Consider the following 23,386-nt stretch of genomic DNA (forward strand, 5'->3'; position numbering starts at 1 on the left):
TTACTTAAACGTCGGCCGCTCGGGTCTCTGGGGGCAGAGGAATGGCGCACCACAGAGTATTCGGAATTTCTGTCTCAGTGCACTTGAGACGATCGGTACCTCACGACAGATCCTTGAATGCTCCCGTGCAGACGGCGTCCAGACACCTACCGGCGTTTGATGTCCGTCAGATCACAAGCAAGGGCAATCTCTTCAAGCAACTTGGCTGCGCGACCGCGGTTTGCACCGATTCGCGTTTCAAATTCGAAGAGTGCTAGACCATTAACTATCTCGTTAAGCGCTGAATTCAAGATCAGCAGCTCTTGTTGGTCAATGCGGATGTCGAGATGGTGCTCGGACACATTGAGTATCTTCATGACGTCATCTTAGCGCCTCAAAGTAAGCTCTGCCATTTGCCGGTTGGAAGGCCGTACCACCATCCACTTCTCTGGCATTTCGGATAACGACGGTACTGGCAGCTTCATTCCAGTAGGCGACGCGGCCTCCACTAAGCTGCCGAGTGGCTGTGGGACTGTTTATGATGCTCTCAATAAGGCGAGCAAACTGCTCTCGAGTGCGAATCCCCAATCCTGCAAACTCTCCTTGTTGCAACACGTGCTTTTCAAGGGCGTGGCCAGCAGCAATTTCTTGACCAGCAAGTTGCCTTTGTAGACGTGAGGCAATTCGCAAGACTGCTGGCTTCACCGCGGAAAACACCTACAACCGCGCTTGCTACGCCAACGAATTCTCCCTCGATTCGCGTCTGTGGAAAGCTGTTCGCAATACTGGAAGCGGTTCCCCAGAAGTCATTTTGGAAACGACCTGTGAGCTGCGTGAGATCGCTGCCCATCTTGAGGAAAGTATCTTCATAGAGCCTGCTGGCGAACTGCTCGACAGCCTGCCGCGCGGCGAGGCCGTTGGGATCGATCAGGTTGAGCGGATCGTTGCCGACATAGGCATAGAGATTGATGCCGCCGCCGTAGCCGATGGGATCGGTCTGCAGGAAGCGCCCGAGGCCGGGCGAGTAGGCGCGGGCGCGGAAGTAGTAGATTCCGCCGGCCTCGACATCGAGGCGCTGGCCGGTGAAGCCGAACGGCGTCGCGGGCGCGGCGCTGGCGCCGTAGGGTCGCTAGCCGGACCGGGAGAGCGTGCCGGTGCCCGCATCCATCGTCGCCACGACCGAGCCCAGCAGATCGGGAACGTAGGTGGTGCGGGTGTTGGCCGGCACGTTCATCTGGCCCAGCACGTCGTTGGGGCCGAGGCCGTAGGCGTACCAGCGCTGGATCGCCCCGCTGGCGCCGTCGTACTCCAGCACCTCGCGATCGTCGGCGTCGGTCACGAAGACGGTGGTGGTGCCGCCCGTGGTGACGGTCTTGCGGCTTCCCTGGGCGTCGAAGGTGTAGGCGGCGCTGGTGCCCGCGCCGCTGGCGCTCACCAGCCGGTTCTCGGCGTCGTAGCCGTAGGTATGGGTGCCGTCGGAGGTGAGGTTGCCGTTGGCGTCGTAGGTGGGGGTGACGCCACCGACGGCGGTGTACTGGTTGAGGCTGTTTGCCGTGTAGCTCGTGGTGCTGGCCGCCGCGGCCGGGTAGTCGATCCAGGCGTTGTCGCTGACCGACTGGCCGGTGCGCTGGTTCACCTTGTTGTAGCTGTGTGCGAAGACGACCGACGAGGCGGCGCTGGGGGCGGTCGCCGTCGGCGCCGGGTTCCAGCTCACGCCGGTGGGGTGGTTCATCGCGTCGTAGGCATGGTTCGTCGCATAGGCGACGGGGCTGCCGGTGGGCGACACGGCCGAGGGGATGGCCGCGCTGTTGTCGCTGGCGCTCGTGAGGCGCCCGGCGAGGTCGTAGGTGTAGCTGACCACCGGGCCGGAGGGCGGGGTCTTGGTCGTGAGGCGGTTGAGCGTGTCGTAGGCGAAGGCGATGGGCGTGCCGCCGGCGCGGGTCTAGTCGGCCTCGAGAATGGCGACGCGGCGGCGGTCATCGACACCGGCACCAACACGCTCGTGGCGACCGTGCCGCTGGGCCAGGGGACGCAGGGCGTGGCCTACGTGCCGAATACGGTGCCCCAGGGCGACGGGCTGCAGAACCTGCGACCGCTCGGGGCCGCATCGAACTAGATCCGGCTGACGCTGGCCGGCGTCGACGAGAAGCCCGTGACGCAGGTCACGCTCTTCTACCAGGGCGTGGTCCAGATCCTGCAGGCCGCGGTGACCGGGTTGGCGCCGGGCAAGCCCTACGTGCTGGGCCTCTCGCACGACCCCACCGGCGCGCCGCCCCTGCAGGCGCTGGCGAGAACCAATACCGCCGGCGTCGCCATCGTCAACAGGGTCGGCCTCCGGCGCAACCTCGGCCCGACCGGCGGCGCCGATTCGCGGCGGTTCCTCGTCATCGTCGAGGGAACGATTTCGGAACCGGGCAAGCTCCTACAACGCCAGGTGCCGTGACGCGGCGGAGGTTTGGGCTTGGCTGCTCATCGGAGCCTGCGCCCTTCAGCCTTAGTAAAGATCATGGAGCATGATTTTGTCTGGGTCGTTGAGCAGAACGGTATCCTCTCGAATGTAGCGAAGTTCAAAGCGGCCCTTGTCGCTGGTACTCTCGACAGAACGGACTCCATCAAGTACGCACAGAAAGCCAAATACTCCGTTGTCAACCGCATCCGAGACTATTTCGATCAGACGCTGCTTATCCTCGGTTGTAAGTGAATGATACCACTTTGATCTGTTAATGAGACCATCCGAGGGGGTTCGACCCGGTGGATGCTCCAAGACTTCCAACGTACTGCGAACGGCAGAGTCTCGAACGACACTCCTAATGATCATGACAAAGTCTTGGCTATTCATGGATGTTCTCATCGTGCAAATGCTGAAGGATATTGAGCTTTGTTCAGATCGATCAGCTTTTGCAATGCTACATTGGGAGCCGAGGTGTAATTTCTCAGATTCCGAATGTCTGCGGCGAGCAGATCCCGAGCACTCCCTGAATAGGTCCCGCTAAACCTTGGAATCAGCCGATGTTCAGCCTCAGTTAGCGCAATCGATGGGGCCGTCGACTTACCGTAATTGGGGATCACCTGCTGTGCAGGATGGCTCTGAACAACATGATGAATGTCAAGCCGATCGCCGATTACGGATCTTGCCTTGAGGGAATCGTAGGCGCCGACTTCATATTTCGAAACAGTACGGCCTGCCTTAAGCGCGTCGGCGGCTGCTATGCCGCCTAGCGCGGCTACCTTTATCGCCCCTGCGTCACTGACGATGCCGGCAATCGCAGCTGTGGCAGAGATGCCGGCACCCCAGTAATCGCCGCGGAATCCAGAGACACCCGCGTCGATGAGAGAGAACGCGGAGCCACAAACCGACGGACAGAAGGACAGTCCGAACAGAGCCGCCTGGACGCCATCCAGGACCTTGAGCCCGTACGGATCAATCAGGTTGAGCGGATCGTTGTCGACATAGGCATAGAGATTAAGGCCGCCGTCATAGCCGATGGGGTCGGCCTGCAGGAACCGCCCCAGGCCGGGCGAGTAGGCGCGGGCGCGGAAGTAGTAGATCCCGCCGGCCTCGACATCGAGGCGCTGGCCGGTGAAGCCGAACGGTGTCGCGGGCGAGGCGCTGGCGCCATAGGGGCGGTAGGCGAACCGTGAGAGCGTGCCGGTGCTCGACGTCATCGTCGCCACGACCGAGCCCAGCAGATCGGGAACGTAGGTGGTGCGGGTGTTGGCCGGCACGTTCATCTGGCCCAGCACGTCGTTGGGGCCGAGGCCGTAGGCGTACCAGCGCTGGATCGCCCCGCTGGCGCCGTCGTACTCCAGCACCTCGCGATCGTCGGCGTCGGTCACGAAGACGGTGGTGCTGCCGCCCGTGGTGACGGTCTTGCGGCTTCCCTGGGCGTCGAAGGTGTAGGTGCCACCGGTGCCGGCGCCGCTGGCGCTCACCAGCCGGCTCTCGGCGTCGTAGCCGTAGGTATGGATGCCGTCCGAGGTGAGGTTGCCGTTGGTGTCGTAGGTGGGGGTGACGGCGCCGACGGCGGTGTATTGGTTGAGTGTGTTGGCGGTGTAGCTGACGGTGCTCGCCGCCGCGGCCGGGTAGTCGATCCAGCTGTTGTCGGAGACCGACTGGCCGGAGCGATCGATGGGCGCGGCGACAAGCTGGTTGTACGGCCCCGCCATGGCTTGTAGACCGGCCGCCATGAGCGATTCAGCCTTCGAAACTCTCGCCGACAGCCTGCTCGCGACTCTCGAGGAGGCGCTGGCAGACCATGTCGATGCCGAACTCCAGGGAGGAATCCTGACAATCGAGGGCGATGCAGGGACCTGGATCGTCAACAAACATGCGCCCACCCGGCAGATATGGCTGAGCTCGCCGGTGAGCGGTGCCCGGCATTACGCGTTCGATGCGCCGTCCGGCCAGTGGCAGGACACGCGGGGCGGCGACGGGCTGCTGGCCGTCCTCGGAACCGAACTGGGCGTCGAACTGAACTGGCAGGCAGCATGAACCGGTTCGGCGGCTTGGCCCTGCTGGGGCCGTATCTCAAGCCCTATCGCGGGCGCACGATCCTGGCTCTCCTGTCTCTGCTGGTGGCGGCGGGGACGGTGCTGGCCTTCGGTGCCTGCCTGCGCGCCCTGATCGACCGCGGCTTCGCCCAGGGCCGGCCGGACATCCTCAATTACGCGCTGGCCTCGCTGCTGGCCGTGGCCGTCGTCCTGGCGATCGCCTCGGGCGCGCGCTTCTACCTGGTCTCCTGGCTGGGCGAGCGGGTGGTGGGCGACCTGCGCCGCGACCTGTTCGACCATGTCGTGCGGCTGGGGCCGGCCTGGTTCGAGATCAAGCGCTCGGGCGACGTCATGAGCCGCATTTCGGCCGACGCCCAGCTCATCGAGCAGGTGATCGGCTCCTCGGCCTCGGTGGCACTGCGCAACACGCTGATGTGCATCGGCGGCGTGGTCATGCTGGTGGTGACGAACCCCAAGCTCGCTTTGTGGACGCTCGCGGTGGTGCCGCTGACCGTCGTGCCGATCATCGTGTTCGGCCGCCAGGTGAAGGCGCTGTCGCGCGAGTCCCAGGCCCGCATGGGCGAGATGGTGTCGGAAGGGGCCGAGACCCTGGACGGGGTGCGCACGGTCCAGGCCTTCGCCCAGGAAGATCGTGCGGCGCGGCGTTTCGGCGAGGCGACGGAGCGGGCCTTCGTGGCCGCGACCCGGCGGGTGTCGCGCCGCGCGATCATGACCACGCTGGTCATCTTCATCGTCTTCTCGGCCGTGGGCTTCCTGCTGTGGATGGGCGGGCATGACGTGCTGACCGGCCGCATCAGCGCGGGCGACCTCTCGGCCTTCGTGTTCTATGCGGTCCTGGTCGCCAGCTCGGGCGGCGCGATCAGCGAGACGATCGGCGACCTGCAGCGCGCCTCGGGTGCCGCCGAGCGGCTGGCCGAACTGCGCGCGGAAGCGCCGTCGATCGCCGAGCCGGCCCATCCCAAGCCCCTGCCCAAGCCGGTGAAGGGAGCGGTGTCCTTCGAGGAGGTCTCGTTCCGCTATCCGACGCGCACCGACGCGCTCGCCCTCGATCGCTTCGACCTGGCGATCGTGCCGGGCGAGACGGTGGCGATCGTCGGCCCCTCGGGGGCCGGCAAGACGACCGCCTTCAACCTGCTGCTGCGCTTCTACGATCCGGAGAAGGGCACGATCCGCCTCGACGGCATCGACATAAGGGATCTCGCACTGGGCGACTTGCGGCGGTCGCTGGCCGTCGTCCCGCAGGATCCGACCCTGTTCAGCACCTCGGTCACGGAGAACATCCGCTACGGACGTCCCGACGCCAGCGATGCCGAGGTGCGGGCCGCCGCCGACGCGGCCTCGGCGCTGGGCTTCATCGAGGCCCTGCCGCACGGCTTCGCCACCGACCTCGGGGCGCGCGGCGTGAGGCTGTCGGGCGGTCAGCGCCAGCGCATCGCCATTGCCCGGGCGCTGCTCTGCGACCCCGCCGTGCTGCTGCTCGACGAGGCGACGAGTGCCCTCGATGCCGAGAGCGAGCTGGCGGTCCAGCAGGCTCTGGACCGGGTGATGCGCAATCGCACGACCCTGGTGATCGCCCATCGCCTCGCCACGGTGCAGAAGGCCAACCGCATCGTCGTTCTCGACCAGGGACGGGTGGTCGACATCGGATCCCACGCCGAGCTGGTGCGCCGCGATGGCCTCTACGCCCGGCTGGCTGAGCTGCAGTTCAATGTGTCGACCGCTGCGAGCTGATATCGCACTTTAAGCGGGCTGGTAAAATCGTTGAAATTCAATGAGGTGAGGGATATGGTTAATCCATATTCCGAACTTCATTTGGATCTGAAGAGACCATGTTTTCCACCGACCCTGCGACCCACCTCGTTTCGTGGTGGCCGGCCGCCCTGATCGGCCTCGCCGCGCTCCTCAACAGCCTTGCTGAAAGCGTTCAGACGCTCCTGACCTAGGGGCTTTCCGACTAAGACGGAATCATATCGGACCATCCAGAAGCACCTCACCCTGAGGAGCGCGCCGCAAGCGCGCGTCTCGAAGGGTGGGCACGAGCACTACGTCTGTTGCCCATCCTTCGAGACGGCCCGTCGGGCCTCCTCCGGACGAGGTGGGGCGGGTGAACTTGAAGCGGAAAAACTCTAACGAAGTCGTACGACGTCGCCGCGCTCGGCGTCGCGGCGCCTGAGTTCGCGGCGCAGGATCTTGCCGGTCGTCGTCAGCGGCAGTTCCGCGACGAACTCGACCTCGCGCGGATATTCGTGTGCGGCCAGCCGGGTCTTCACGAAGTTCGCCAGATCCGCCTTGAGCGAGTCCGTGGGCGCGATCTCCGGCCTGAGCTGGACGAAGGCCTTCACGATCTCCGTCCGCAGCCGGTCGGGCACGCCCACGACCCCGACCATCGCCACAGCGGGATGCTTCATCAGGCATTCCTCGATCTCGCCGGGTCCGATTCGGTAGCCGCCCGAGGTGATGACGTCGTCGTCGCGGCTCTTGAAGAAGACGTAGCCGTCCTCATCGATGGTGCCGAGATCGCCCGTCAGCAGCCAGTCGCCGGCATATTTGCGCGCCGTGGCCTCGGGATTGCGCCAGTATTCCAGCATGACGATCGGATCGTGCCGCCAGCCCGCGATCTGGCCTTCCTGGCCGGGCGGCAGGACATTGCCGTCGCCGTCGACCACCGCCACCTTGCGGCCGGGGCAGGCGCGGCCGCAGGAGCCGGGACGGACCTCGAACCAGTCGGGCGAGTTCAGCAGCATCAGGTTCATCTCGGTCTGGCCGTAGCCCTCCGAGATGGTCGCGCCGAACGTGTCGCGGCCCCAGCTCAGCAGCTCCTCGCCCATGGCCTCGCCGCCGCTCGAGATCGCCCGGATATCGTAGGTCCAACGGTCCCGTGGCCTGTGGACCTGGCGCATCATCTTGAGCGCGGTCGGCGGGATGAAGCTCACGCCGACGCGGTGCTTGGCCAGCATGGCGAAGGCACGCTCGGGATCGAACTTGGCGAAGCGGTGGGCCAGCACCGGCGTGCCGTAGTACCAGGCCGGGAACAGCGCATCGTAGAGCCCGGCGATCCAGGCCCATTCGGCCGGGGTCCACATCACCTCGTTGCCGCGCGGCCAGTGGCCCAGCCACTGCTCCACGGCGGGAATGCAGCCCAGCATCATGCGGTGCGCGTGCAGCGCGCCCTTGGGCTGGCCGGTCGTGCCCGAGGTGTAGATCAGCAGCGCCGGATCCTCGGCCGCGGTGTCGACCGTGGTGAAGCGGTCGGAAGCGGCGCCGAGCAGCCGGTCCCAGTCGAGGAACGCGCTGCCATGCGCGCCGGCACCGATCACGATGATCGTCTTGAGGTGGGGCAGGCGGTCCCGCACCGCCAACAGCTTCGGCAGCTGGCTCATGTCGGTGATGACGGCCGAGGCCTCGGCGTTGGCCAGGCGGTATTCGATCGCCTCCTCGCCGAACAGGGTGAAGAGCGGCAGCACGACGGCGCCCATGCGATAGCCGGCGAGGTGGCAGATCGTGAGCTCGGCGCCCTGGCTCAGGAACACCGCGACCCGGTCGCCTTTGTTGACGCCGCGGGCGACCAGCGCGTTGGCCAGCCGCGAACTGGCGGCCAGGAGCTGGCCGAAGGTCCAGTTGCGCACCGATCCATCGGCATTCTCGACGATCATCGCCAGCGTGTCGGGCGCGTGGCGTTCGCAGACGGCGCGACCGATGTTGAAGCGCTGAGGTTTGGGCCAGCGGAACTGCCGCATGGCGTCGTCGTAGCCGAGACCGCGAGGGATCATGCCCGTAGAACCTTCGTTAGCGAGTGACTCGTTGCACGACGCGGCCGGCCAGCAGTTCCTGCGGCGTCGGCGTCCAGATTTCATCGGGCGGCGTATCGATCACGCGCTGCGCGAATTCGGGCGTGACGCCGCTCGCGACCAGGAAGCGCCGCATGTCGCGGTTGCTTTCGTACAGATCGTTCGGACCGAGGCCCGGGAAGCTGCCCTGGTGGAAGCCCAGCCGTCCACCGGGCGCGATCGATCGGTCGTTGCCGCCGAGGAAGGCGATGGTGCAGGCGGAGGCGCAGCCGCTCTCGACGCGCGTCGCCAGCCGGCGGTTGCGGATCATGCGGTTGATCTCGAAGGCGGTGCCGATGCGGCCGCCCGGCCCGGCGAGGACGACGCGACGCACCGAGGGATGCTGGTCCAGCGCGCGCCGCACCGTATCGGCGCTGCCGGTGCCGTAGGCCCCCTCGACGTTGAGCGCCGTGCCATCGGGACTCAGCGTGACGGCAAGTGTGTCGAGCGCCTCGTCGCCGGAATAGATCGCCCACAACTCGCCGATCGACGGCACGGCGCGCTCGTAGAACAGACCGCCGATGCCGGCGATCGACAGCGCCGCGGCGAGGAAGATGCCGAGGGCGATCGGGACGGGCGCGCGCCGCCGTGCGGCAATCGCGATCAGGCAGACCTGCACGAAGGCGAAGGCGGAAGCGCCGAGGCAGAGCAGGGCGGGGCCCAGCACATGAAGCAGGGTCACCTGGCCGGGACCGAAAACGGCGAGGGTGATGCTGCCGAACCCGACCAGCAACGCCATCGCCGCCCAGACGCCGCGATAGTAGAGCGTGAGATCGAACGGGGCGGCGCCGTCGCGCCACAGCGGCACGCCCAGCGCCGCGAGATGATCGGTCAGGGCGGCGAGCTTGCCGGAGCGGATGCGCTTCACGCCGTCGCGGTAGCCGAGCGACGCGGCGAGGTCGGGGGACACGCTGCCGTCGAGCCGCACCTCGCGCAGGCCGATCGCGCGCGCCGCCATCTCGGCGAAGGCGATCAGCGCGCGCGCCACTTCATGACGTTCGCCATCGGACGAGGTCGCCAGGAGACCGACGGCCAGATGGCCGGCAGCCTGCTCCAGCAGCACGGCGCCGAGCGGCGCGGCTTCGCCGTCGATCAGGAAGATCGCGCGCGTATCGCTCGTCGAGGCGAGAGGCGGCAGGCTGGGGAAAAGTCGGGCGATGCCCTCGGCATCGGCAGCGCTGGCGCGCCGAACGGCGCCCACGGAGACCCGATCCTGAGAAAACACGCTGACTTTCCACTCCCTGAGGCCGCTTTCACGGGCGGTGACCGGTCTGTATGCTGCGGCACTTCTCGTGGAGCGTCCAGATGTCCCCCGACGATCATGCCTACCCGCCGATCGCCCGTGCCAGGAGCGGGGAGTCGGGCACGACCACCGTGCCGTCGGTCTGCCCGCACGACTGCACCAGCACCTGCGCGCTCGACGTCGAGCGGCTGGACAACGCCAGGATCGGCCGAGTCCGCGGCTCGATGCGCAACGACTACACCGCCGGCGTCATCTGCGAGAAGGTCGCGCGCTACGCGGAGCGCATCCACCATCCCGACCGGCTGATGAAGCCGCTGCGCCGGGTTGGTCCGAAGGGCTCGAAGCAATTCGCCGAGATCTCGTGGACCGATGCACTGGACATCGTGGCCGAGCAGTTCATCGCCAAGGCGCGCCAGCATGGCAGCGAGACCATCTGGCCTTACTACTATGCCGGCACGATGGGGCTGGTGCAGCGCGACGGCATCAACCGCCTGCGCAACGCGATGAAATATTCGCGCTATTTCTCGACCATCTGCGTGACCCTGTCCGACACCGGCTGGATCGCCGGCGTCGGTGCCAAGCGCGGTGCCGACGTGCGCGAGATCGACGAGCATGCCGAGCTGGTGGTGATCTGGGGCGGTAATCCCGTGAACACCCAGGTCAACGTGATGACCCACGCGATGAAGGCGAAGAAGCGCGGCGCCAAGCTCGTCGTGGTCGATCCCTATCGCACCGGAACCGCCGACCAGGCCGACATCCATCTCGCCGTGCGTCCCGGCACAGACGGCGCGCTGGCGGTCGGCGTGATGCACGTCCTCTTCAAGGAGGGCTATGCCGACTGGGATTACCTGCGCAAGTATACCGATGCGCCGGACGAGCTGGCCGCGCATGTGGCGACACGCACGCCGGAATGGGCCTCGAAGATCACCGGCCTGTCGGTCGAAGAGATCGTGTCCTTCGCGCGCCTCTATGGGCAGAGCAAGGCGTCGTTCATCCGCTGCCATCACGGCTTCAGCCGCAGCCGCAATGGCGCGGCCAACATGCATGCCGTGACCTGCCTGCCGGCGGTGACCGGTGCCTGGCAGTACAAGGGCGGCGGTGCCCTCTACGGCCACACCGGCATGTATCCGGTCAACAAGACGCTGATCGAAGGGCTCGACATGGTCGATCCGTCGATCCGCGACCTCGACCAGTCGCGCCTGGGCCCGGTGCTCACCAACGATCCCGAGGCGCTGAAGAACGGCCCGCCGGTCACCGGCCTGCTGATCCAGAACACCAACCCGGCGATGGTCTGTCCGGAGCTCGAGCTGGTCCACAAGGGCTTCAAGCGCGAAGACCTGTTCACCTGCGTGCACGAGCAGTTCATGACCGAGACGGCTTCCTTCGCCGACATCGTGCTGCCGGCCACCATGTTCCTGGAACACGACGACTTCTACACAGCCAGCGGCCACACTTTCTTCCAGGTGGCCAAAGCGGTGATTGACGCGCCGGGCGAGTGCCGCGAGAACCACTTCGTGATTTCTGAACTCGCAAAGCGCCTGGGTGCCACGCATCGCGGCTTCGACATGACACCGTGGGAGATCATGGACGAGACTCTCAAGGTCTCGGGCATGTGGGATGCCGAGACCAACTGGCAGAAGGGTGGTCAGGACTTCCATCTGGGCTTCGAGACGTCGCACTTCCTCGACGGCTTCGCCTGGCCCGACAAGAAGTTCCGCTTCAAGCCCGACTGGGCGGCCTATGGGCCGCGCGGCAAGGAAATGCCCGTCCTGCCCGACCATTTCGACGTGATCGACAAGGCCACCGACGACAAGCCGTTCCGGCTGGTCGCGGCGCCGGCGCGCACCTTCCTCAACTCGACCTTCACCGAGACGCCGAGTTCGCAGAAGCGCGAGGTCCGGCCGACGGCGCTGATGAATCCCGACGATTGCATCGCCATGGGCATCGTCGAGGGCGAGCGACTGGAGATCGGCAACGAGCGCGGCAAGACCGTGGTCAATGCCAAGCCGCGCGAGGGCCAGCAGAAGGGCGTCGTCGTCGTCGAGGGCATCTGGCCCAATCGGAACTTCGAGACCGGCATCGGCATCAATGCGCTGACCTCGGCCGATCCCGGCTGGCCCAATGGTGGTGCGGTGTTCCACGACACCGCCGTCTGGATCCGCAAGGCCCAGTGAGCGAGGCATTCCAACCAGCGCCCAATCCGAGCATCGCCCAGACGCAGGCCCCTCGGATCGAGGGCCGCGGCCACGTCCTCGTCATCGGCAACGAGAAGGGCGGCTCGGGCAAGTCGACGACGGCGCTGCACATCGCCGTCTCGCTGATGAGAGACGGCGCCCGCGTCGCGACGCTCGATCTCGATGCCCGGCAGGGAACGCTCAGCCGCTATATCGAGAACCGCGCGGCCTATGTGAAGAAGAACGGCGTCGAGCTCCCGATGCCGCTGCACACGCCGGTGATGATCTCGTCGCTGAACGATCGCCGCGAGGCCGAAGCCGACGAGCGGGCGCGGCTGGCGGCGGCGCTGGAGCCCGCCGTCGCGTCGGCCGACTTCGTGGTCGTCGACACGCCAGGCAGCGACACCCATCTCAGCCGGCTGGCCCATACCTGGGCCGACACGCTGCTGACGCCGCTGAACGACAGCTTCATCGATCTCGATCTGCTGGCCCGCGTCGATCCCGACACGCTGAAGATCGTGCGGCCGTCGATCTACGCCGAAGCCGTCTGGAAGCAGCGCCAGATTCGCGCCATCGAGGGTGGCCGGCCGGTCGACTGGATCGTGATGCGCAATCGCCTGTCGTCCCTGGCGGCGCGCAACAAGCGCGACATGGGCAACGTGATCGAGGCGCTGGCCAAGCGGATCGGCTTCCGCGTCGCCGCGGGCCTCAGCGAGCGCGTGATCTACAAGGAGCTTTTCCTGAGTGGCCTCACGCTGCTCGACCTGAAGCGCGGCGGCGGCGGCAGCGGTGGGCCGTCCCTGACCCTGAGCCACGTCGCGGCGCGTCAGGAAGTGCGCGACCTGGTGGCGTCGCTCAACCTGCCGGGGGTCGCTCCTGCAGAAGTGGACGCGCCCGCGATAGAAGAAGCCACAGAAGCCCCGCCGCCTGCAGAATGAAGAGCAGGCCGAACGACCAGGCGTAGCCGTCCGGCGAGTAGCCCGTGGCGGTGCGCGGCCACAGGTCGACGACCTTTCCGATCGCCCACTGGCCGCCGAAGATCACCGTGAAGACCACGAGATTGGAGCTTGTGCTCACCCGTCCGGCATATTGCGGCGGGAAAGAACGCGCGAGCAGCGGCATGTACTGGATGGGATAGGCGCCCAGGAAGCCGAACAGCAGCCAGGCCACGACGGGATAGAACGAGGGCACGAAGGCCAGCCACGCGCAGACCAGCGCGAACAGCGTGCTGATGAGATTGGCGGAGGCGAAGTCGCTGACGCCGATACGGCGGAAGGCGCCGGCCAGCACGCCGCTCAGCGCAAACCCCGCGGTCATAACCGCCGTCGTGTAGAGCTGGATGTCGGCACGGGTCTCGTTGCTGGCGAAGCCGCCGACGTCGCGCAGCCAGGGGCCGATCCACAGGGTGATGGCGGCGATGAACGCCATCTGCTGGAAGGTGAGCAGTGGCTGAATGCGCCAGAAGAAGCCGTTGGTCAGCACGACGCCGGTGATGCGGAACTGGTCGCGCAGCGTTCCGGGCGCCGCCGGCGTGCCGCGCTCCGGCACGACGGTGAACAGGATCGCGGAGACGACGAGGCAGACCCCGGCCAGCCAGAAGAACAGGCCCTGCCAGCTGATGATCGAGAGCGACCACTGGATCGGCAGGGTCGCGGCCATCGCGCCCAACCCGCCCGCCATCATGTGGAAGCCGGTGATCAGGCCCCAGCGCTCGGGCGGATACCAGAGCGTGATCGCCTTGATGGCGGCCATCAGTCCGCCCGCAAAGCCCAACCCGATCAGCACGCGCGCCACGATCAGTTCGCCCAGCGACAGGCTCAGCCCGAAGAGGGCCGAACCGATCGCCGCCAGCGCCAGCAGCACCGCCTGCACGCGACGCGGCCCGTAGCGGTCGAGCATCACGCCGAGGATCGGCTGGCAGCCTGCGAAGAACAGGAAGAAGGCCGAGGTCAGGAGGCCGAGGTCGCCCGCGCTGATTCCGACGTCCCGTTCGAGATACGGGAAGATCACCGCGTTCACGCCGCGGAAGATGTACGAAAGGAAATAGGCGAGCGCGAACGGAACGAAGACGCGCAGCAGCAGCGTGGCGAAAGTGGGGGCGTTTCCGGTCATGCTTCAATGTTGGCGCGAACGCGCGGCTGCACCATATTGAACACACCGCAGAGGGTCAAAGGACATGGCCGAGGATCGCGCCCGAGATCGCAACGTCCCGTCTACCGCAGGTGCGAATGCCGTGGATGCGTTCGTGCGCGAAGTCGGCAAGCTGCCGGTCGATCACAGACCGGGCGGACGGGGCCGGCTGCTGTTCGCCATGGATGCGACGGCGAGCCGCGAGCCGACCTGGGATCATGCCTGCGCCATCCAGGGCGAGATGTTCGTGGCGGCCGATGCGCTGGGCGGCCTCGACGTGCGGCTGGCCTTCTATCGCGGCTTCGAGGAATTCAAGGTCAGCAAGTGGACGTCCGACGGTCGCGAACTCGCACGCCTGATGAGCAGCGTTCGATGCGCGGCCGGACGCACCCAGATCGCCCGCCTGCTGCGCTATGCCGGCGAGCAGCGCCGTGAGAGCCGCCTCGATGCCGTGGTGTTCGTCGGCGACTGCTGCGAGGAGGATGTCGACGCGGTGGGGCACGAGGCGGGTCAACTCGGGCTACTCGGCCTGCCGGTGTTCGTGTTCCAGGAAGGCCAGGACCGCACGGCGTCGCGCCTGTTCCCTCAGATCGCCAAGCTGACGCGCGGCGCCTATTGCAAGTTCGACCGGTCGAGCCCGGACCAGCTCAAGCGACTGCTCGGCGCCGTCGCCGCCTATGCCGCCGGAGGACGCTCCGCGCTGCTGAAGTACGGCAAAGACCAGGGCGGCGCCGCGGCCCTTCTGACCAACCAGATGAAATGACCGCGGACCTGCCGGCTGCCGTCGAAGGCTTTTTCGACAAGGAGATCCTGCCGCGCCATCGCGAGTGGGCGGCTCATGTCTCGAGCGCGAAGGGCACGCCTCCGTTCATGGCCGATCTGAAGGCCAAGGCGCGGGCCGCCGGCCTGTGGAACCTCGGTCTGCCGGACCGGATGAGCAATCGCGCATTTGCGCCGATCGCGGAGATCATGGGGCGTCTGCCGTGGGCGCCCGAGGTGTTCAACGCCCAGGCGCCGGACGTGCCCAACATGATCATGTTGCAGCATGCGGCAACCGCCGATCAGAAGAAGCGCTGGCTGGAGCCGTTGCTGGAAGGTCGCGTGCGCTCGGCCTTCGGCATGACGGAGCCCGACGTTGCGTCTTCCGACGCGACCAACATCGCCACGACGCTGCGCCGCGAGGGCAGCGAATGGGTCGTGAACGGCCGCAAGTGGTACATTACGGGCGGCGCTCATCCCGACTGTGCCTTCGTGATCGTGATGGGCGTGTCGCGGCCGGAGGCGCCGCGTACGGGCCGGCATTCCTGCGTGATCGTGCCGATGCCGACCCCAGGCCTCAGGATCGTGCGCGAACTGCGCTTCCTCGGCTGGGAGGACAGTATCGCGCCCATCGCCGAACTCGACTTCCAGAACGTGCGGGTGCCGGCGGAGAATCTTCTGGGCGAGGAAGGCGAGGGCTTTGCCGCGGCCCAGGTGCGGCTGGGACCGGCGCGGCTGCATCACTGCATGCGCGCGATCGGCACCTGCGAGGTTCTCGTCGAGCTCATGATGGCGCGGGCCGCCGAGCGCCGGACGTTCGGCCGTGCGGTGATCGACTACGACTCGACCCAGCAGGCGATTGCCCGCTCCAGGATCGAGATCGAGCAGGCCCGCCTCCTTGTGCTGCGCACGGCGGAGCGGCTGGACACCGATGGACACCAGGCCGTGTGGCGCGACGTCTCGATGGTGAAGGTTGCGGTGCCGGAGATGGCCCAGCGCATCGCCGACCGCGCGATGCAGCTGTTCGGCGCGATGGGCGGAAGCGACGACGCGCCGATCCATCGTGCCTTCGCGGTCGCGCGCATGCTGCGCATTGCCGACGGGCCGGACGAAGTCCATCTCCGGCAGATCTTCCGGCAGGAACGGCCGGCCCGCTGGACCGTGTCGGACTCGCCCTATATTACGCCGGGCGATGACTGAGAGCGGCCGCAAGCGCATTTACGCGATCGTATTCGGCCTGCTCCTCGCGGGGGTCACACTCGTGGGCCTCGAAGGGCTGGCTTCGCTGGAGGCGCCGTCGTGGCCCGCGCGCGCGCTGCGCTCGACGCCGCCGGTCAACGTCCAGTCGACCGACTTCACCGGCCTCGCCGACAAGCCCTGGATCTTCGAGCCGTTCAATTCCTGGGGCATGCGCGACAAGGAGCGCAGCATCGCCAAGCCGGCGGCGGGTGGCTTCCGCACCGTCTTCATCGGCGACAGCTATCTCGAATTCCAGTTGACGCGTCTCACCCTGCCCGGCGAGGTCGAGCGGCGTTTCGTCGAGGCCGGTCAGCCGAACGCCGAGATGATCAACCTCGGCATCTCCGCCACCGGCCCGCGCAGCTACTACTACCGGCTGCGCGACGTGGCCTTCGCGCTCTCGCCCGATGCGCTTGCGGTGTTCTTCTTCTCGGGCAACGACTTCGTCTTCGACGGCCAAGGCTACGGCCAGGGCATCCTGCCCGATCTGGTCAGCGAGGCGCCGGGCGGCTCGATCCTCGGCAACCTGATGCCGAACGCCAACTGGGTGCTGGTCAACCGCCTGCGGCTGTCGGAGGTGCTGACGACCAACAAGGCGGTGCCGCAGGAGTTCGACACGCTGGCGAAGATCGCCCGCCTGCCGCCGGCGGAGCGCACGCCGGCGCTCGCCCGTCACATCAGGCAATACTACTACCCCGACCTCAGCGAGCAGCAGGTCGTTGCCATCTTCGGCCGCGACGGCGATGCCTTCTGGCAGGCCTACGCCTCGGGGAAGGCGGACGACGAGTCGCTGCAAGGCTGGCTCCTGAATCTCATGACCAAGGCCGAGGTCGAGAAGTCTCCCTATTTCGAGGCGACGACCAGGGAGCAGGCGGCGCGGCTGGTGAAGGAGGGCGACATCCAGGCGACCCTGTCCTGGCTCGCGGCGATGGACCGCGCCGCCCGCGAACGTGGCGTGCCGCTGGTGCTGTTCATCGTGCCGCCGGGCACCGTCGATCCCGACTATGCCGACTATTGGAAGCACTGGCCGCGCTTCTACGCCTTCAACGTCATCGCGGACTACAGGCAGGACAGGCTGCTCGACGCGTTGAGCAAAACCTCGATCCGCCACGTCGACCTGCGCAAGGACTTCGAGGGCGTGCGCGGCGCCTACCGGCGCAGCGACGCCCATTGGACGGACAAGGGCGTCGAGATCGCGGCCAACCGCGTCTTCCAGGAGTTGCGCCGGCTCGAACGCCGCTAGGCGGCGCCCAGCAACCGTGCCGTCCAACTGCCCGGCAGGACTGACCCCAGCCAGACACCGGCCTTGGTGCCGATCGGGAAAGCGATGCGCGGCTTGTTGGCGGCGAGGCCGCGGCGGATGATCTTCGATGCCCGCGCCGAGCTCATGAGGAACGGCATTGGAAAGGGCGCGTCGGACGTGATGCGACTGACGACGAATCCGGGGCAGATGACGCTGACGCCGATCCCGTCCTTCTTCAGCACGTAGCGTATGCTTTCACCCCAGACGCGCACCGCGGCCTTGCTGGCATTGTACGACGCCGAATAGGGCAGGCCGATGAACCCCGCCAGCGAGGAGACGATGCCGATCTGGCCGCGCTTGCGCGCGATCATCGGGCCGAGCAGCGGCTCGACGGTGTTCAGCACGCCGTTGATGTTGACGTCGAGCGTCTTGCGGATGATCGAGAAATCGTCGAGCGAGGAATTGTCCTTGTCGATCGAGATGCCGGCGTTGGCGAGCACCAGGTCCACGGGATGCGCCTGGTCGAAAGCCGTCAACCACGGCAGGAAGCGCTCGCGATCCGTGACGTCGATCGTGGCCGCCACGACGCTGGCACCCTTCGCACGGCAGCCGGCGGCGACGGTCTCGAGCCGCTCGGCGTCCCGACCGGTCAGGGCCAGGGCGACGCCGGGACCCGCGTAGTCGAGCGCCAGCGCCTCGCCGATGCCGCTCGATGCGCCCGTGAGCACGATGCTGGAGAAGGTCTTCATGTCGAGCGCCCTCAATGTTGCGGTTTCGTGCGCCAGCCCCAGGTGCCGGCCATTTCCTGCGCCATCCGGGCCGCCATCAGCGAATAGCCGCGGCTGTCCATCAGCTCCCGCTTGGGATGAATGTCATCGCTGTAGATCGTTTCCTTCTCGTCCTTGAAGAGGTCGAGCAGGCTGCGGACCTCGATATTGCGTTCCGCGAGAGTGAGAAGGCGCCGGACGATTTCGATATAGCGTTGACCGTAGCGGGTATCGGGCGTCCCGCGCATTTCGTCCGGCGTCAGGATCTTGTCGACGGCCGGGACGGGCTGCAGGAAGAACATCGACCTGATGCCGAAGTCGCGCGCCGTGACGTCCATCATCCGGATGTACTTCGCGTACTGCGCGATCTGCCAGTCCATGTAGACGGCGGGAGAGTCCGTGATGTCGGGGGGAAGACTCATCATGGCCGAATAGGTCCTCGCACCGAAGCCGTCATCGTGGTCGGCAGGCTTCGGCTCCAGAGCCGAAGCGAGGAGATAGGCGGCATGGGAGTGGCTGGTGAGGCCGGTCCCCAGCCAGCCCGAGATCCGCCCCATGAACCAGCTCATGGCGAGGCTGCCGAAGCCGTCCTGGGCGACGATCGGGTTGACCCCGAGATAGTTGACGGCGGGCATTTCGAAGCGACTCTTGAGCCCCGGCTTGATGAGGTGCTGCTCGTTGTAGCCGTCGAGTGTGACCACGGCGTCGATGAAGTCGCCATAGATGGCCATCAGGATCAGCTGTTGCGGCTGCTTCCAGGCGCCGACCCCGCCATTGAGCACCTGGAACGGCTTGCCGGTCGGGCTGATGTAAGACCGGTTGAGTTCCTCCTCGAGGAAGCTGCGCCGGCCGGGTTGGGCGAGCTGGCCCAGCTGCGAGGCGACGGAGCCGCCGGCCAGCAGGATCACGTATCGCTCGGGATTGCGGACGACCGGGTATTCGTCGCCCAGCACGCCGATGTCGTTGGCGCTGGGGACCCCGCAGGGATCGTCGCGATGATGGACGAAGGCCAGGTAAGGGTGCGGAAACATCGTGTCGATGTACCGGCAATTGCTGCCGCCGCTGCCCGTGATATCCTGGATGTAGGTGTTGCGTGACCTGGCGAAGAGTTCCTTGGCCGGGGTGTAGTGGTCGGCGCGGATCGTCAGCCATGCCGTCGAGAGGATCTCGAGTCCCGCCAGTGCTCCGACGAGGCCGAGACACAGCGCGGCAAGCTTGAGGCCCGTTTGCCGTGAGGCAACCTTGTTCACCATGACCAACGCTCGCCTCAATAGCCGATTGAATCGAAATGGCGATCCACTTAAGGGTTAATGGTGCCCACGAACAGGGCAGGGGGCAACTTGATCGCAAGTATGACGGGATACGCCCGGGCGCAGGGATCGGATGATCGGCGGCGCTGGGTCTGGGAAGCGCGCAGCGTCAACGGGCGTAACCTCGAAATCAGGTGTCGGGTGCCGCCGGGCTTCGACCGGCTGGAAAATCCCGCGCGCGTCGCCGTCGGCGGGAAGATGAAGCGCGGCAACGTCTCGCTCACCCTTACCATAGCGAGCGAACGCAACGCCAAGCCTCTCACTATCAATCGCACCTTGCTGGCGGAGCTGGCAACGCTGGTCGACGAGGTGCGCAGGACGACCGGGGCCGCGGCTCCCTCGGCCGATGGGCTGCTGCGGGTGCGTGGCGTGATCGAGGAAGAGGATGCCGGCGAAGAGACCGAGGAGGCGCTCCTTCTCTTGGACAGGGAGCTTCAGGCGACCCTCGACGAGACGCTGAAGGCGCTCGTCGCCTCGCGCGCCGCTGAAGGCAAGGCTCTGGCCAGGGTGATCGAAGGCCACGTCGCCGAGATCGAGGGCCTGTGCGAACGGGCGACGGAGCGTGCGCTGGCTCAGATCGGCACCGTGCGCGCCCGCTTCGAGACCCAGCTCGCCGAACTGCTCGGCCGCGTGCCTGCGCTGTCGGAAGAGCGCTTCGCCCAGGAAGTGGCGCTGCTGGTCGGCAAGGCCGACGTGCGCGAGGAACTCGACCGGCTGAGTGCCCATATTGCGCAGGCTCGGACCTTGCTCGCCGATGCGCGCGCCGACAACCCGGTGGGCCGGAAGTTCGATTTCCTCTGCCAGGAGTTCAACCGCGAGGCCAACACGCTCTGCTCCAAGTCCGCAGACATCGAGCTGACGCGCATCGGCATCGATCTGAAGGGCGCCGTCGAGCGCATGCGGGAGCAGGTTCAGAATGTCGAATGAGGTGGATGCCGACCAGATCCAGCGGCGCGGCCTGATGCTGGTCCTGTCGTCGCCTTCGGGCGCGGGCAAGACGACCCTGTCGCGGCAACTCCTCGACAACGACAAGCAGATCCAGCTCAGCGTCTCGGCGACCACGCGCGCCCGGCGATCCGGCGAGAAGGATGGCGTCGACTACCAGTTCGTCGACACCGCCACCTTCAGTGGCATGGTGGAGCGCGGCGAGTTCCTAGAGCATGCGCGGGTGTTCGACCATTTCTACGGCACGCCGCGCGCACCCGTGGAAGCCGCGTTGATGGCCGGGCGCGACGTGCTGTTCGACATCGACTGGCAGGGCACGCAGCAACTCAAGGAGAAGGCGGGAAGCGACCTGGTGACGGTCTTCATCCTGCCGCCCTCGACGCGCGACCTCGAGCGCCGGTTGATCACCCGTGCGCAGGACTCGATGGAGGTCGTGCAGAAGCGGATGGCCAAGGCCGCGGACGAGATGAGTCACTGGGCTGAGTACGACTACCAGATCATCAATCGCGACATCGCGACCAGCCTGATGGAGCTCAAGTCCATCCTGACGGCCGAGCGGCTCAAGCGCGAGCGGCAGGTCGGCCTGTCGAACTTCGTCAAGGCGCTGCGCGAGGGGCGGTGACCGGCGCGCCGATGCCGGTCTGGCCCTGCGAACGCAGGACGAGCTGGCTGGGCCGATAGGGACGACCCGAGAACTCGGCGATCAGCCGGTCGCTCGCGCTCTCGATCGTGTCCTCGAGGCGGCGCATGAAGCTGTCCTTGTCGAGCCCCGTTTCGATCGCCGGCAGGAACTCGATGGCGGCGCGGCCGGCCTTCTTGCGCCAGTCGCGGCGATTCCACAGGAGACCGACGGACGTGGCCACCGGCGTCACCGGCAGGCCGAGGTCGCGATAAAGATAGTAGATGCCCGAGCGATAGCGCTCGCGTTCGCCCGGCGCCATCAGGTTGCCCTCGGGATAGATGGCGATGTGGCGCTTGCTCTCGTAGGCGCGACGGGCGAACTGGGCGAGATTCTCGCGCTCGCGGCCGCCGCCGCAGGTGTCGACGCGGATCATCTGCAGCCGATAGAGAATCGCGCCGATCAGCGGGTAGCGGAACAGCTCCTGCATCGCGACGAACGCAATGCCGCGGATTCGGGCCGCCAGCAGGATGCCGTCGCTCTCGCTATGGTGCTTGTTCGCCAGTAGCGCGGGGCCAGAGGCGGGAAGGTGCTCGACGCCCCGGAACTCGATCTGCATGCCGCCGATCCAGCGCATGCCCCACACCACGGCACGCGCCCAGTGGAAGAGCAGCCCGCGCAAGAGCACGGGCGTTGGGATGGGGACCAGGACAATGCCCACGATCGCGACCAGCAGGGTGCCGACGTAAAAATAGGCGTTGAAAGCGAGAGAGCGGATCATGTGATTAATATTAGTGAGCGCTCACTCACTGTCAAGGGCGCCTGCCAGCCTGACGAAGTCATCGACCGAAAGTTCCTCTGCCCGGGCCGTCGGCTTCAGTCCAAGTCCCTCCAGCGTCGCCACTGGCTCGGGAAAGACGCTCGCCAGAGACCCGCGAAGCATCTTGCGGCGCTGTCCAAAGGCGGCAGCGGTGATGCGCTCCAGCGGCCGCAGATCCGCCAGACGCGCGGTTTGGGGCCGGGGCGTGAGCCGCGCCACGGCCGACGTGACCTTCGGCGGTGGCACGAAGGCCGTAGGTGCCACGTCGAACAGCCGGCGAACCTCGCAGACATGCTGGGCAAGCACCGAGAGGCGGCCATAGTCCTTGGTGCGCGGCTCGGCCACCAGCCGATCGACGACCTCCTTCTGGAACATCAGCACCATGTCGGTGATGTCGTTCGCGGCGTGAAGCCAGCGCACCAGCAGGGCGGTCGAGACGTTGTAGGGCAGGTTGGCGACGATCCGGCGCGGGGCTGCTCCGAGGTCCCGGGGCTCGATCTTCAGGGCATCGGCCTCGATCAGATCGAGGCGCCCACCGGCCGCCGCCTGCAACTCGAGCAGGGGGCCGAAGGCCCTGGCGTCGACCTCGACGGCGACGACGTGGCCTGCCCCTTCGAGCAGCAGCGCGCGCGTCAGCCCGCCGGGACCCGGACCGATTTCGATCACGGTCCCGTCGCCGAGCGGCGACGCGGCGCGCGCGATGCGCCGCGTGAGGTTGAGGTCGAGCAGGAAGTGCTGGCCGAAGCGCTTCTTCGCATCGAGCCCGTGCGCCGCAATCGTCTCGCGCAGGGGCGGCAGGGTCTCGACGCCGTCCATATTCAGGTGCGGCGCCGGCGGGCCATGTCGTCGGCCATGTCGATGGCCGCCAGCAGGCTCGCCGGATCGGCACGGCCGGTGCCGGCGATATCGAGGGCCGTGCCGTGGTCGGGCGACGTGCGCACGAAGGGCAGGCCGAGCGTCACGTTGACGCCGCCGGAGAAATCGATCGTCTTGATCGGGATCAGCGCCTGATCGTGATACATGCACAGTGCGACGTCATAGGCCGGGCGCGCCGCTGCGTGGAAGAGTGTGTCGGCGGGGGCGGGGCCGTGCGCCTGGATGCCCTCGCGCCGCAGCGCTTCGATGGCCGGCATGATGATCCGGCGCTCCTCGTCGCCCATGGCACCCTGCTCGCCGGCATGCGGATTGAGGGCCGCCACCGCGAGTCTCGGTCGTTCGATGCCGAACAGGTCGCGCAATCCCATTGCGGTGATCCTGCCTGCGCGCACGATGGCATCAGCGTCGAGCGAGCGAACGGCATCGGCGAGCGACAGGTGGATCGTCACCGGAACGACCCGGAGCTCGGGGCAGGCGAGCATCATAGCGACGTCGACGCCCCCCGCCAGCTCCGCAAGGAACTCGGTGTGGCCGGGATGACGAAATCCGGCATCCTGCAGGGTCTTCTTCTGGATCGGATTGGTGACGATGCCGGCAATCGTACCGGCGATCGCGAAGGCCGTGGCCCGTTCTATCGCCTCGATGGTCGCACTGGCATTGGCCACGTCGGGGTGGCCGGGCTTCGGTGGCGCGGCGAGCCGGACCGGGAGGACCGGCAGGGCGGATGCGAAGCGCGAAGCGGCATCCTCGGGTCGCTCGATTTCTATCACCGGAACATTCAGCGCAAGCTTTCGCGCGAGAGCCGAAAGCCGGTCCGGATCGTCCAGGACGAAGAAAGGGCGGACGCCGGAGCGCCGCGACAGCCAGGCCTTGAGACTGAGTTCGCCGCCCACACCGGCCGGCTCGCCCATCGTCACGGCGAGCGGCGCCGCCGGCGTCATGG

General features: G+C 66.7%; 21 protein-coding genes and 1 pseudogene. 10 read left to right on the forward strand and 12 right to left on the reverse strand.

The features are described from left to right. Window positions 1-146: 146 nt before the first annotated feature. From ACO07K_RS09255 to ACO07K_RS09265, 3 genes and pseudogenes are all read right to left on the reverse strand, one after another. Entirely contained in the window at window positions 147-356 is a 210-nt protein-coding gene (locus tag ACO07K_RS09255) for a hypothetical protein (protein ID WP_422035636.1), read from the reverse strand. Window positions 357-601: 245 nt separating this feature from the next. Then, window positions 602-1,093, reverse strand: a pseudogene (locus ACO07K_RS09260) (RHS repeat-associated core domain-containing protein); the annotation flags it as partial. A gap of 15 nt (window positions 1,094-1,108) precedes the next feature. After that, window positions 1,109-1,840 (reverse strand): hypothetical protein, encoded by a 732-nt coding sequence (locus ACO07K_RS09265; RefSeq protein WP_422035637.1) that lies wholly within the window; start codon window positions 1,838-1,840, stop codon window positions 1,109-1,111. A gap of 291 nt (window positions 1,841-2,131) precedes the next feature. On the opposite strand from ACO07K_RS09265, the gene ACO07K_RS09270 reads away from it, so the two are divergent. Further along, a complete protein-coding gene (locus ACO07K_RS09270; protein WP_422035638.1) occupies window positions 2,132-2,422 on the forward strand; it encodes a hypothetical protein in 291 nt (96 codons plus the stop codon). 404 nt (window positions 2,423-2,826) lie between these two features. Here the strand turns inward: ACO07K_RS09270 and ACO07K_RS09275 are convergent, their stop codons facing one another. Beyond that, a complete protein-coding gene (locus ACO07K_RS09275) occupies window positions 2,827-4,167 on the reverse strand; it encodes an RHS repeat-associated core domain-containing protein (protein WP_422035639.1) in 1,341 nt (446 codons plus the stop codon). Here ACO07K_RS09275 and cyaY point away from each other — a divergent pair. Further along, the gene (gene cyaY, locus ACO07K_RS09280) at window positions 4,166-4,471 is read left to right on the forward strand and encodes an iron donor protein CyaY (protein WP_422035640.1); all 306 of its coding nucleotides are present in this window, start codon (window positions 4,166-4,168) and stop codon (window positions 4,469-4,471) included. The two genes, ACO07K_RS09275 and cyaY, sit on opposite strands and share 2 nt — an antisense overlap. After that, window positions 4,468-6,222 carry an ABC transporter transmembrane domain-containing protein gene (locus tag ACO07K_RS09285; protein WP_422035642.1) on the forward strand — a complete coding sequence of 585 codons (1,755 nt, stop codon included), beginning with the start codon at window positions 4,468-4,470 and terminating at the stop codon, window positions 6,220-6,222. The genes cyaY and ACO07K_RS09285 overlap by 4 nt, the downstream gene beginning before the upstream one ends. Before the next feature lie 395 nt (window positions 6,223-6,617). On the opposite strand, the gene ACO07K_RS09290 is transcribed toward ACO07K_RS09285, so the two are convergent. Continuing rightward, window positions 6,618-8,261: an AMP-binding protein gene (locus tag ACO07K_RS09290; RefSeq protein ID WP_422035643.1), complete on the reverse strand. Its 1,644-nt coding sequence runs from the start codon at window positions 8,259-8,261 to the stop codon at window positions 6,618-6,620. Between the two features lie 16 nt (window positions 8,262-8,277). After that, window positions 8,278-9,543, reverse strand: coding sequence for a hypothetical protein (locus ACO07K_RS09295; RefSeq protein ID WP_422035644.1), 1,266 nt, complete (start codon window positions 9,541-9,543; stop codon window positions 8,278-8,280). Window positions 9,544-9,623: 80 nt separating this feature from the next. Here ACO07K_RS09295 and ACO07K_RS09300 point away from each other — a divergent pair, with 80 nt between their 5' ends. Both ACO07K_RS09300 and ACO07K_RS09305 read left to right on the forward strand, forming a co-directional pair. Beyond that, window positions 9,624-11,735, forward strand: coding sequence for a molybdopterin-containing oxidoreductase family protein (locus ACO07K_RS09300; RefSeq protein WP_422035645.1), 2,112 nt, complete (start codon window positions 9,624-9,626; stop codon window positions 11,733-11,735). Then, a complete protein-coding gene (locus tag ACO07K_RS09305; RefSeq protein ID WP_422035646.1) occupies window positions 11,732-12,673 on the forward strand; it encodes a division plane positioning ATPase MipZ in 942 nt (313 codons plus the stop codon). Before ACO07K_RS09300 ends, ACO07K_RS09305 begins: the two co-directional genes overlap by 4 nt. On the opposite strand, the gene ACO07K_RS09310 is transcribed toward ACO07K_RS09305, so the two are convergent. After that, on the reverse strand, window positions 12,591-13,847 hold the full coding sequence (locus ACO07K_RS09310) for an MFS transporter (RefSeq protein WP_422035647.1): 1,257 nt from the start codon (window positions 13,845-13,847) through the stop codon (window positions 12,591-12,593). The genes ACO07K_RS09305 and ACO07K_RS09310 overlap by 83 nt on opposite strands. A gap of 133 nt (window positions 13,848-13,980) precedes the next feature. On the opposite strand from ACO07K_RS09310, the gene ACO07K_RS09315 reads away from it, so the two are divergent. From ACO07K_RS09315 to ACO07K_RS09325, 3 genes are read left to right on the forward strand one after another with little or no spacing between them, the layout of a single operon-like run. Next, window positions 13,981-14,628 carry a VWA domain-containing protein gene (locus ACO07K_RS09315; RefSeq protein ID WP_422035648.1) on the forward strand — a complete coding sequence of 216 codons (648 nt, stop codon included), beginning with the start codon at window positions 13,981-13,983 and terminating at the stop codon, window positions 14,626-14,628. Beyond that, complete coding sequence (locus ACO07K_RS09320) at window positions 14,625-15,824, forward strand: acyl-CoA dehydrogenase family protein (protein WP_422035649.1); 1,200 nt, start codon at window positions 14,625-14,627, stop codon at window positions 15,822-15,824. Before ACO07K_RS09315 ends, ACO07K_RS09320 begins: the two co-directional genes overlap by 4 nt. Then, window positions 15,817-17,106 carry an alginate O-acetyltransferase AlgX-related protein gene (locus ACO07K_RS09325; RefSeq protein WP_422035650.1) on the forward strand — a complete coding sequence of 430 codons (1,290 nt, stop codon included), beginning with the start codon at window positions 15,817-15,819 and terminating at the stop codon, window positions 17,104-17,106. The genes ACO07K_RS09320 and ACO07K_RS09325 overlap by 8 nt, the downstream gene beginning before the upstream one ends. On the opposite strand, the gene ACO07K_RS09330 is transcribed toward ACO07K_RS09325, so the two are convergent. After that, window positions 17,103-17,855, reverse strand: a complete 753-nt coding sequence (locus ACO07K_RS09330) for an SDR family NAD(P)-dependent oxidoreductase (protein ID WP_422035651.1) — start codon at window positions 17,853-17,855, stop codon at window positions 17,103-17,105. The genes ACO07K_RS09325 and ACO07K_RS09330 overlap by 4 nt on opposite strands. 11 nt (window positions 17,856-17,866) lie before the next feature. After that, window positions 17,867-19,126, reverse strand: coding sequence for a hypothetical protein (locus tag ACO07K_RS09335; protein WP_422035652.1), 1,260 nt, complete (start codon window positions 19,124-19,126; stop codon window positions 17,867-17,869). 99 nt (window positions 19,127-19,225) lie between these two features. Here ACO07K_RS09335 and ACO07K_RS09340 point away from each other — a divergent pair, with 99 nt between their 5' ends. Both ACO07K_RS09340 and gmk read left to right on the forward strand, forming a co-directional pair. After that, window positions 19,226-20,110, forward strand: coding sequence for a YicC/YloC family endoribonuclease (locus tag ACO07K_RS09340; protein ID WP_422035653.1), 885 nt, complete (start codon window positions 19,226-19,228; stop codon window positions 20,108-20,110). Next, the gene (gene gmk / locus ACO07K_RS09345) at window positions 20,100-20,750 is read left to right on the forward strand and encodes a guanylate kinase (protein ID WP_422014536.1); all 651 of its coding nucleotides are present in this window, start codon (window positions 20,100-20,102) and stop codon (window positions 20,748-20,750) included. Before ACO07K_RS09340 ends, gmk begins: the two co-directional genes overlap by 11 nt. Here the strand turns inward: gmk and ACO07K_RS09350 are convergent. From ACO07K_RS09350 to pdxA, 3 genes are read right to left on the reverse strand one after another with little or no spacing between them, the layout of a single operon-like run. Then, a complete protein-coding gene (locus ACO07K_RS09350; protein WP_422035654.1) occupies window positions 20,725-21,528 on the reverse strand; it encodes a lysophospholipid acyltransferase family protein in 804 nt (267 codons plus the stop codon). The genes gmk and ACO07K_RS09350 overlap by 26 nt on opposite strands. 21 nt (window positions 21,529-21,549) lie before the next feature. After that, window positions 21,550-22,383 carry a 16S rRNA (adenine(1518)-N(6)/adenine(1519)-N(6))-dimethyltransferase RsmA gene (gene rsmA / locus ACO07K_RS09355; RefSeq protein WP_422035655.1) on the reverse strand — a complete coding sequence of 278 codons (834 nt, stop codon included), beginning with the start codon at window positions 22,381-22,383 and terminating at the stop codon, window positions 21,550-21,552. A 2-nt stretch (window positions 22,384-22,385) separates the two neighbouring features. Then, window positions 22,386-23,384 (reverse strand): 4-hydroxythreonine-4-phosphate dehydrogenase PdxA, encoded by a 999-nt coding sequence (gene pdxA, locus ACO07K_RS09360; RefSeq protein ID WP_422035656.1) that lies wholly within the window; start codon window positions 23,382-23,384, stop codon window positions 22,386-22,388. Between the last annotated feature and the right edge of the window lie 2 nt (window positions 23,385-23,386).

Origin of the sequence: Reyranella sp., from assembly GCF_965228225.1 — a bacterium.
Lineage (GTDB): Bacteria > Pseudomonadota > Alphaproteobacteria > Reyranellales > Reyranellaceae > Reyranella.

What these genes read in the sequence shown, in the direction of transcription:
- rsmA (WP_422035655.1), bottom strand. Translation starts at nt 22,383, where the DNA reads ATGGACGGCGTCGAGACCCTGCCGCCCCTGCGCGAGACGATTGCGGCG.
- ACO07K_RS09335 (WP_422035652.1), bottom strand. Translation starts at nt 19,126, where the DNA reads ATGGTGAACAAGGTTGCCTCACGGCAAACGGGCCTCAAGCTTGCCGCG.
- ACO07K_RS09285 (WP_422035642.1), top strand. Translation starts at nt 4,468, where the DNA reads ATGAACCGGTTCGGCGGCTTGGCCCTGCTGGGGCCGTATCTCAAGCCC.
- cyaY (WP_422035640.1), top strand. Translation starts at nt 4,166, where the DNA reads ATGAGCGATTCAGCCTTCGAAACTCTCGCCGACAGCCTGCTCGCGACT.
- ACO07K_RS09320 (WP_422035649.1), top strand. Translation starts at nt 14,625, where the DNA reads ATGACCGCGGACCTGCCGGCTGCCGTCGAAGGCTTTTTCGACAAGGAG.
- ACO07K_RS09255 (WP_422035636.1), bottom strand. Translation starts at nt 356, where the DNA reads ATGAAGATACTCAATGTGTCCGAGCACCATCTCGACATCCGCATTGAC.
- ACO07K_RS09290 (WP_422035643.1), bottom strand. Translation starts at nt 8,261, where the DNA reads ATGATCCCTCGCGGTCTCGGCTACGACGACGCCATGCGGCAGTTCCGC.
- ACO07K_RS09325 (WP_422035650.1), top strand. Translation starts at nt 15,817, where the DNA reads ATGACTGAGAGCGGCCGCAAGCGCATTTACGCGATCGTATTCGGCCTG.
- pdxA (WP_422035656.1), bottom strand. Translation starts at nt 23,384, where the DNA reads ATGACGCCGGCGGCGCCGCTCGCCGTGACGATGGGCGAGCCGGCCGGT.
- ACO07K_RS09340 (WP_422035653.1), top strand. Translation starts at nt 19,226, where the DNA reads ATGACGGGATACGCCCGGGCGCAGGGATCGGATGATCGGCGGCGCTGG.
- gmk (WP_422014536.1), top strand. Translation starts at nt 20,100, where the DNA reads ATGTCGAATGAGGTGGATGCCGACCAGATCCAGCGGCGCGGCCTGATG.
- ACO07K_RS09310 (WP_422035647.1), bottom strand. Translation starts at nt 13,847, where the DNA reads ATGACCGGAAACGCCCCCACTTTCGCCACGCTGCTGCTGCGCGTCTTC.
- ACO07K_RS09330 (WP_422035651.1), bottom strand. Translation starts at nt 17,855, where the DNA reads ATGAAGACCTTCTCCAGCATCGTGCTCACGGGCGCATCGAGCGGCATC.
- ACO07K_RS09275 (WP_422035639.1), bottom strand. Translation starts at nt 4,167, where the DNA reads ATGGCGGCCGGTCTACAAGCCATGGCGGGGCCGTACAACCAGCTTGTC.
- ACO07K_RS09350 (WP_422035654.1), bottom strand. Translation starts at nt 21,528, where the DNA reads ATGATCCGCTCTCTCGCTTTCAACGCCTATTTTTACGTCGGCACCCTG.
- ACO07K_RS09300 (WP_422035645.1), top strand. Translation starts at nt 9,624, where the DNA reads ATGTCCCCCGACGATCATGCCTACCCGCCGATCGCCCGTGCCAGGAGC.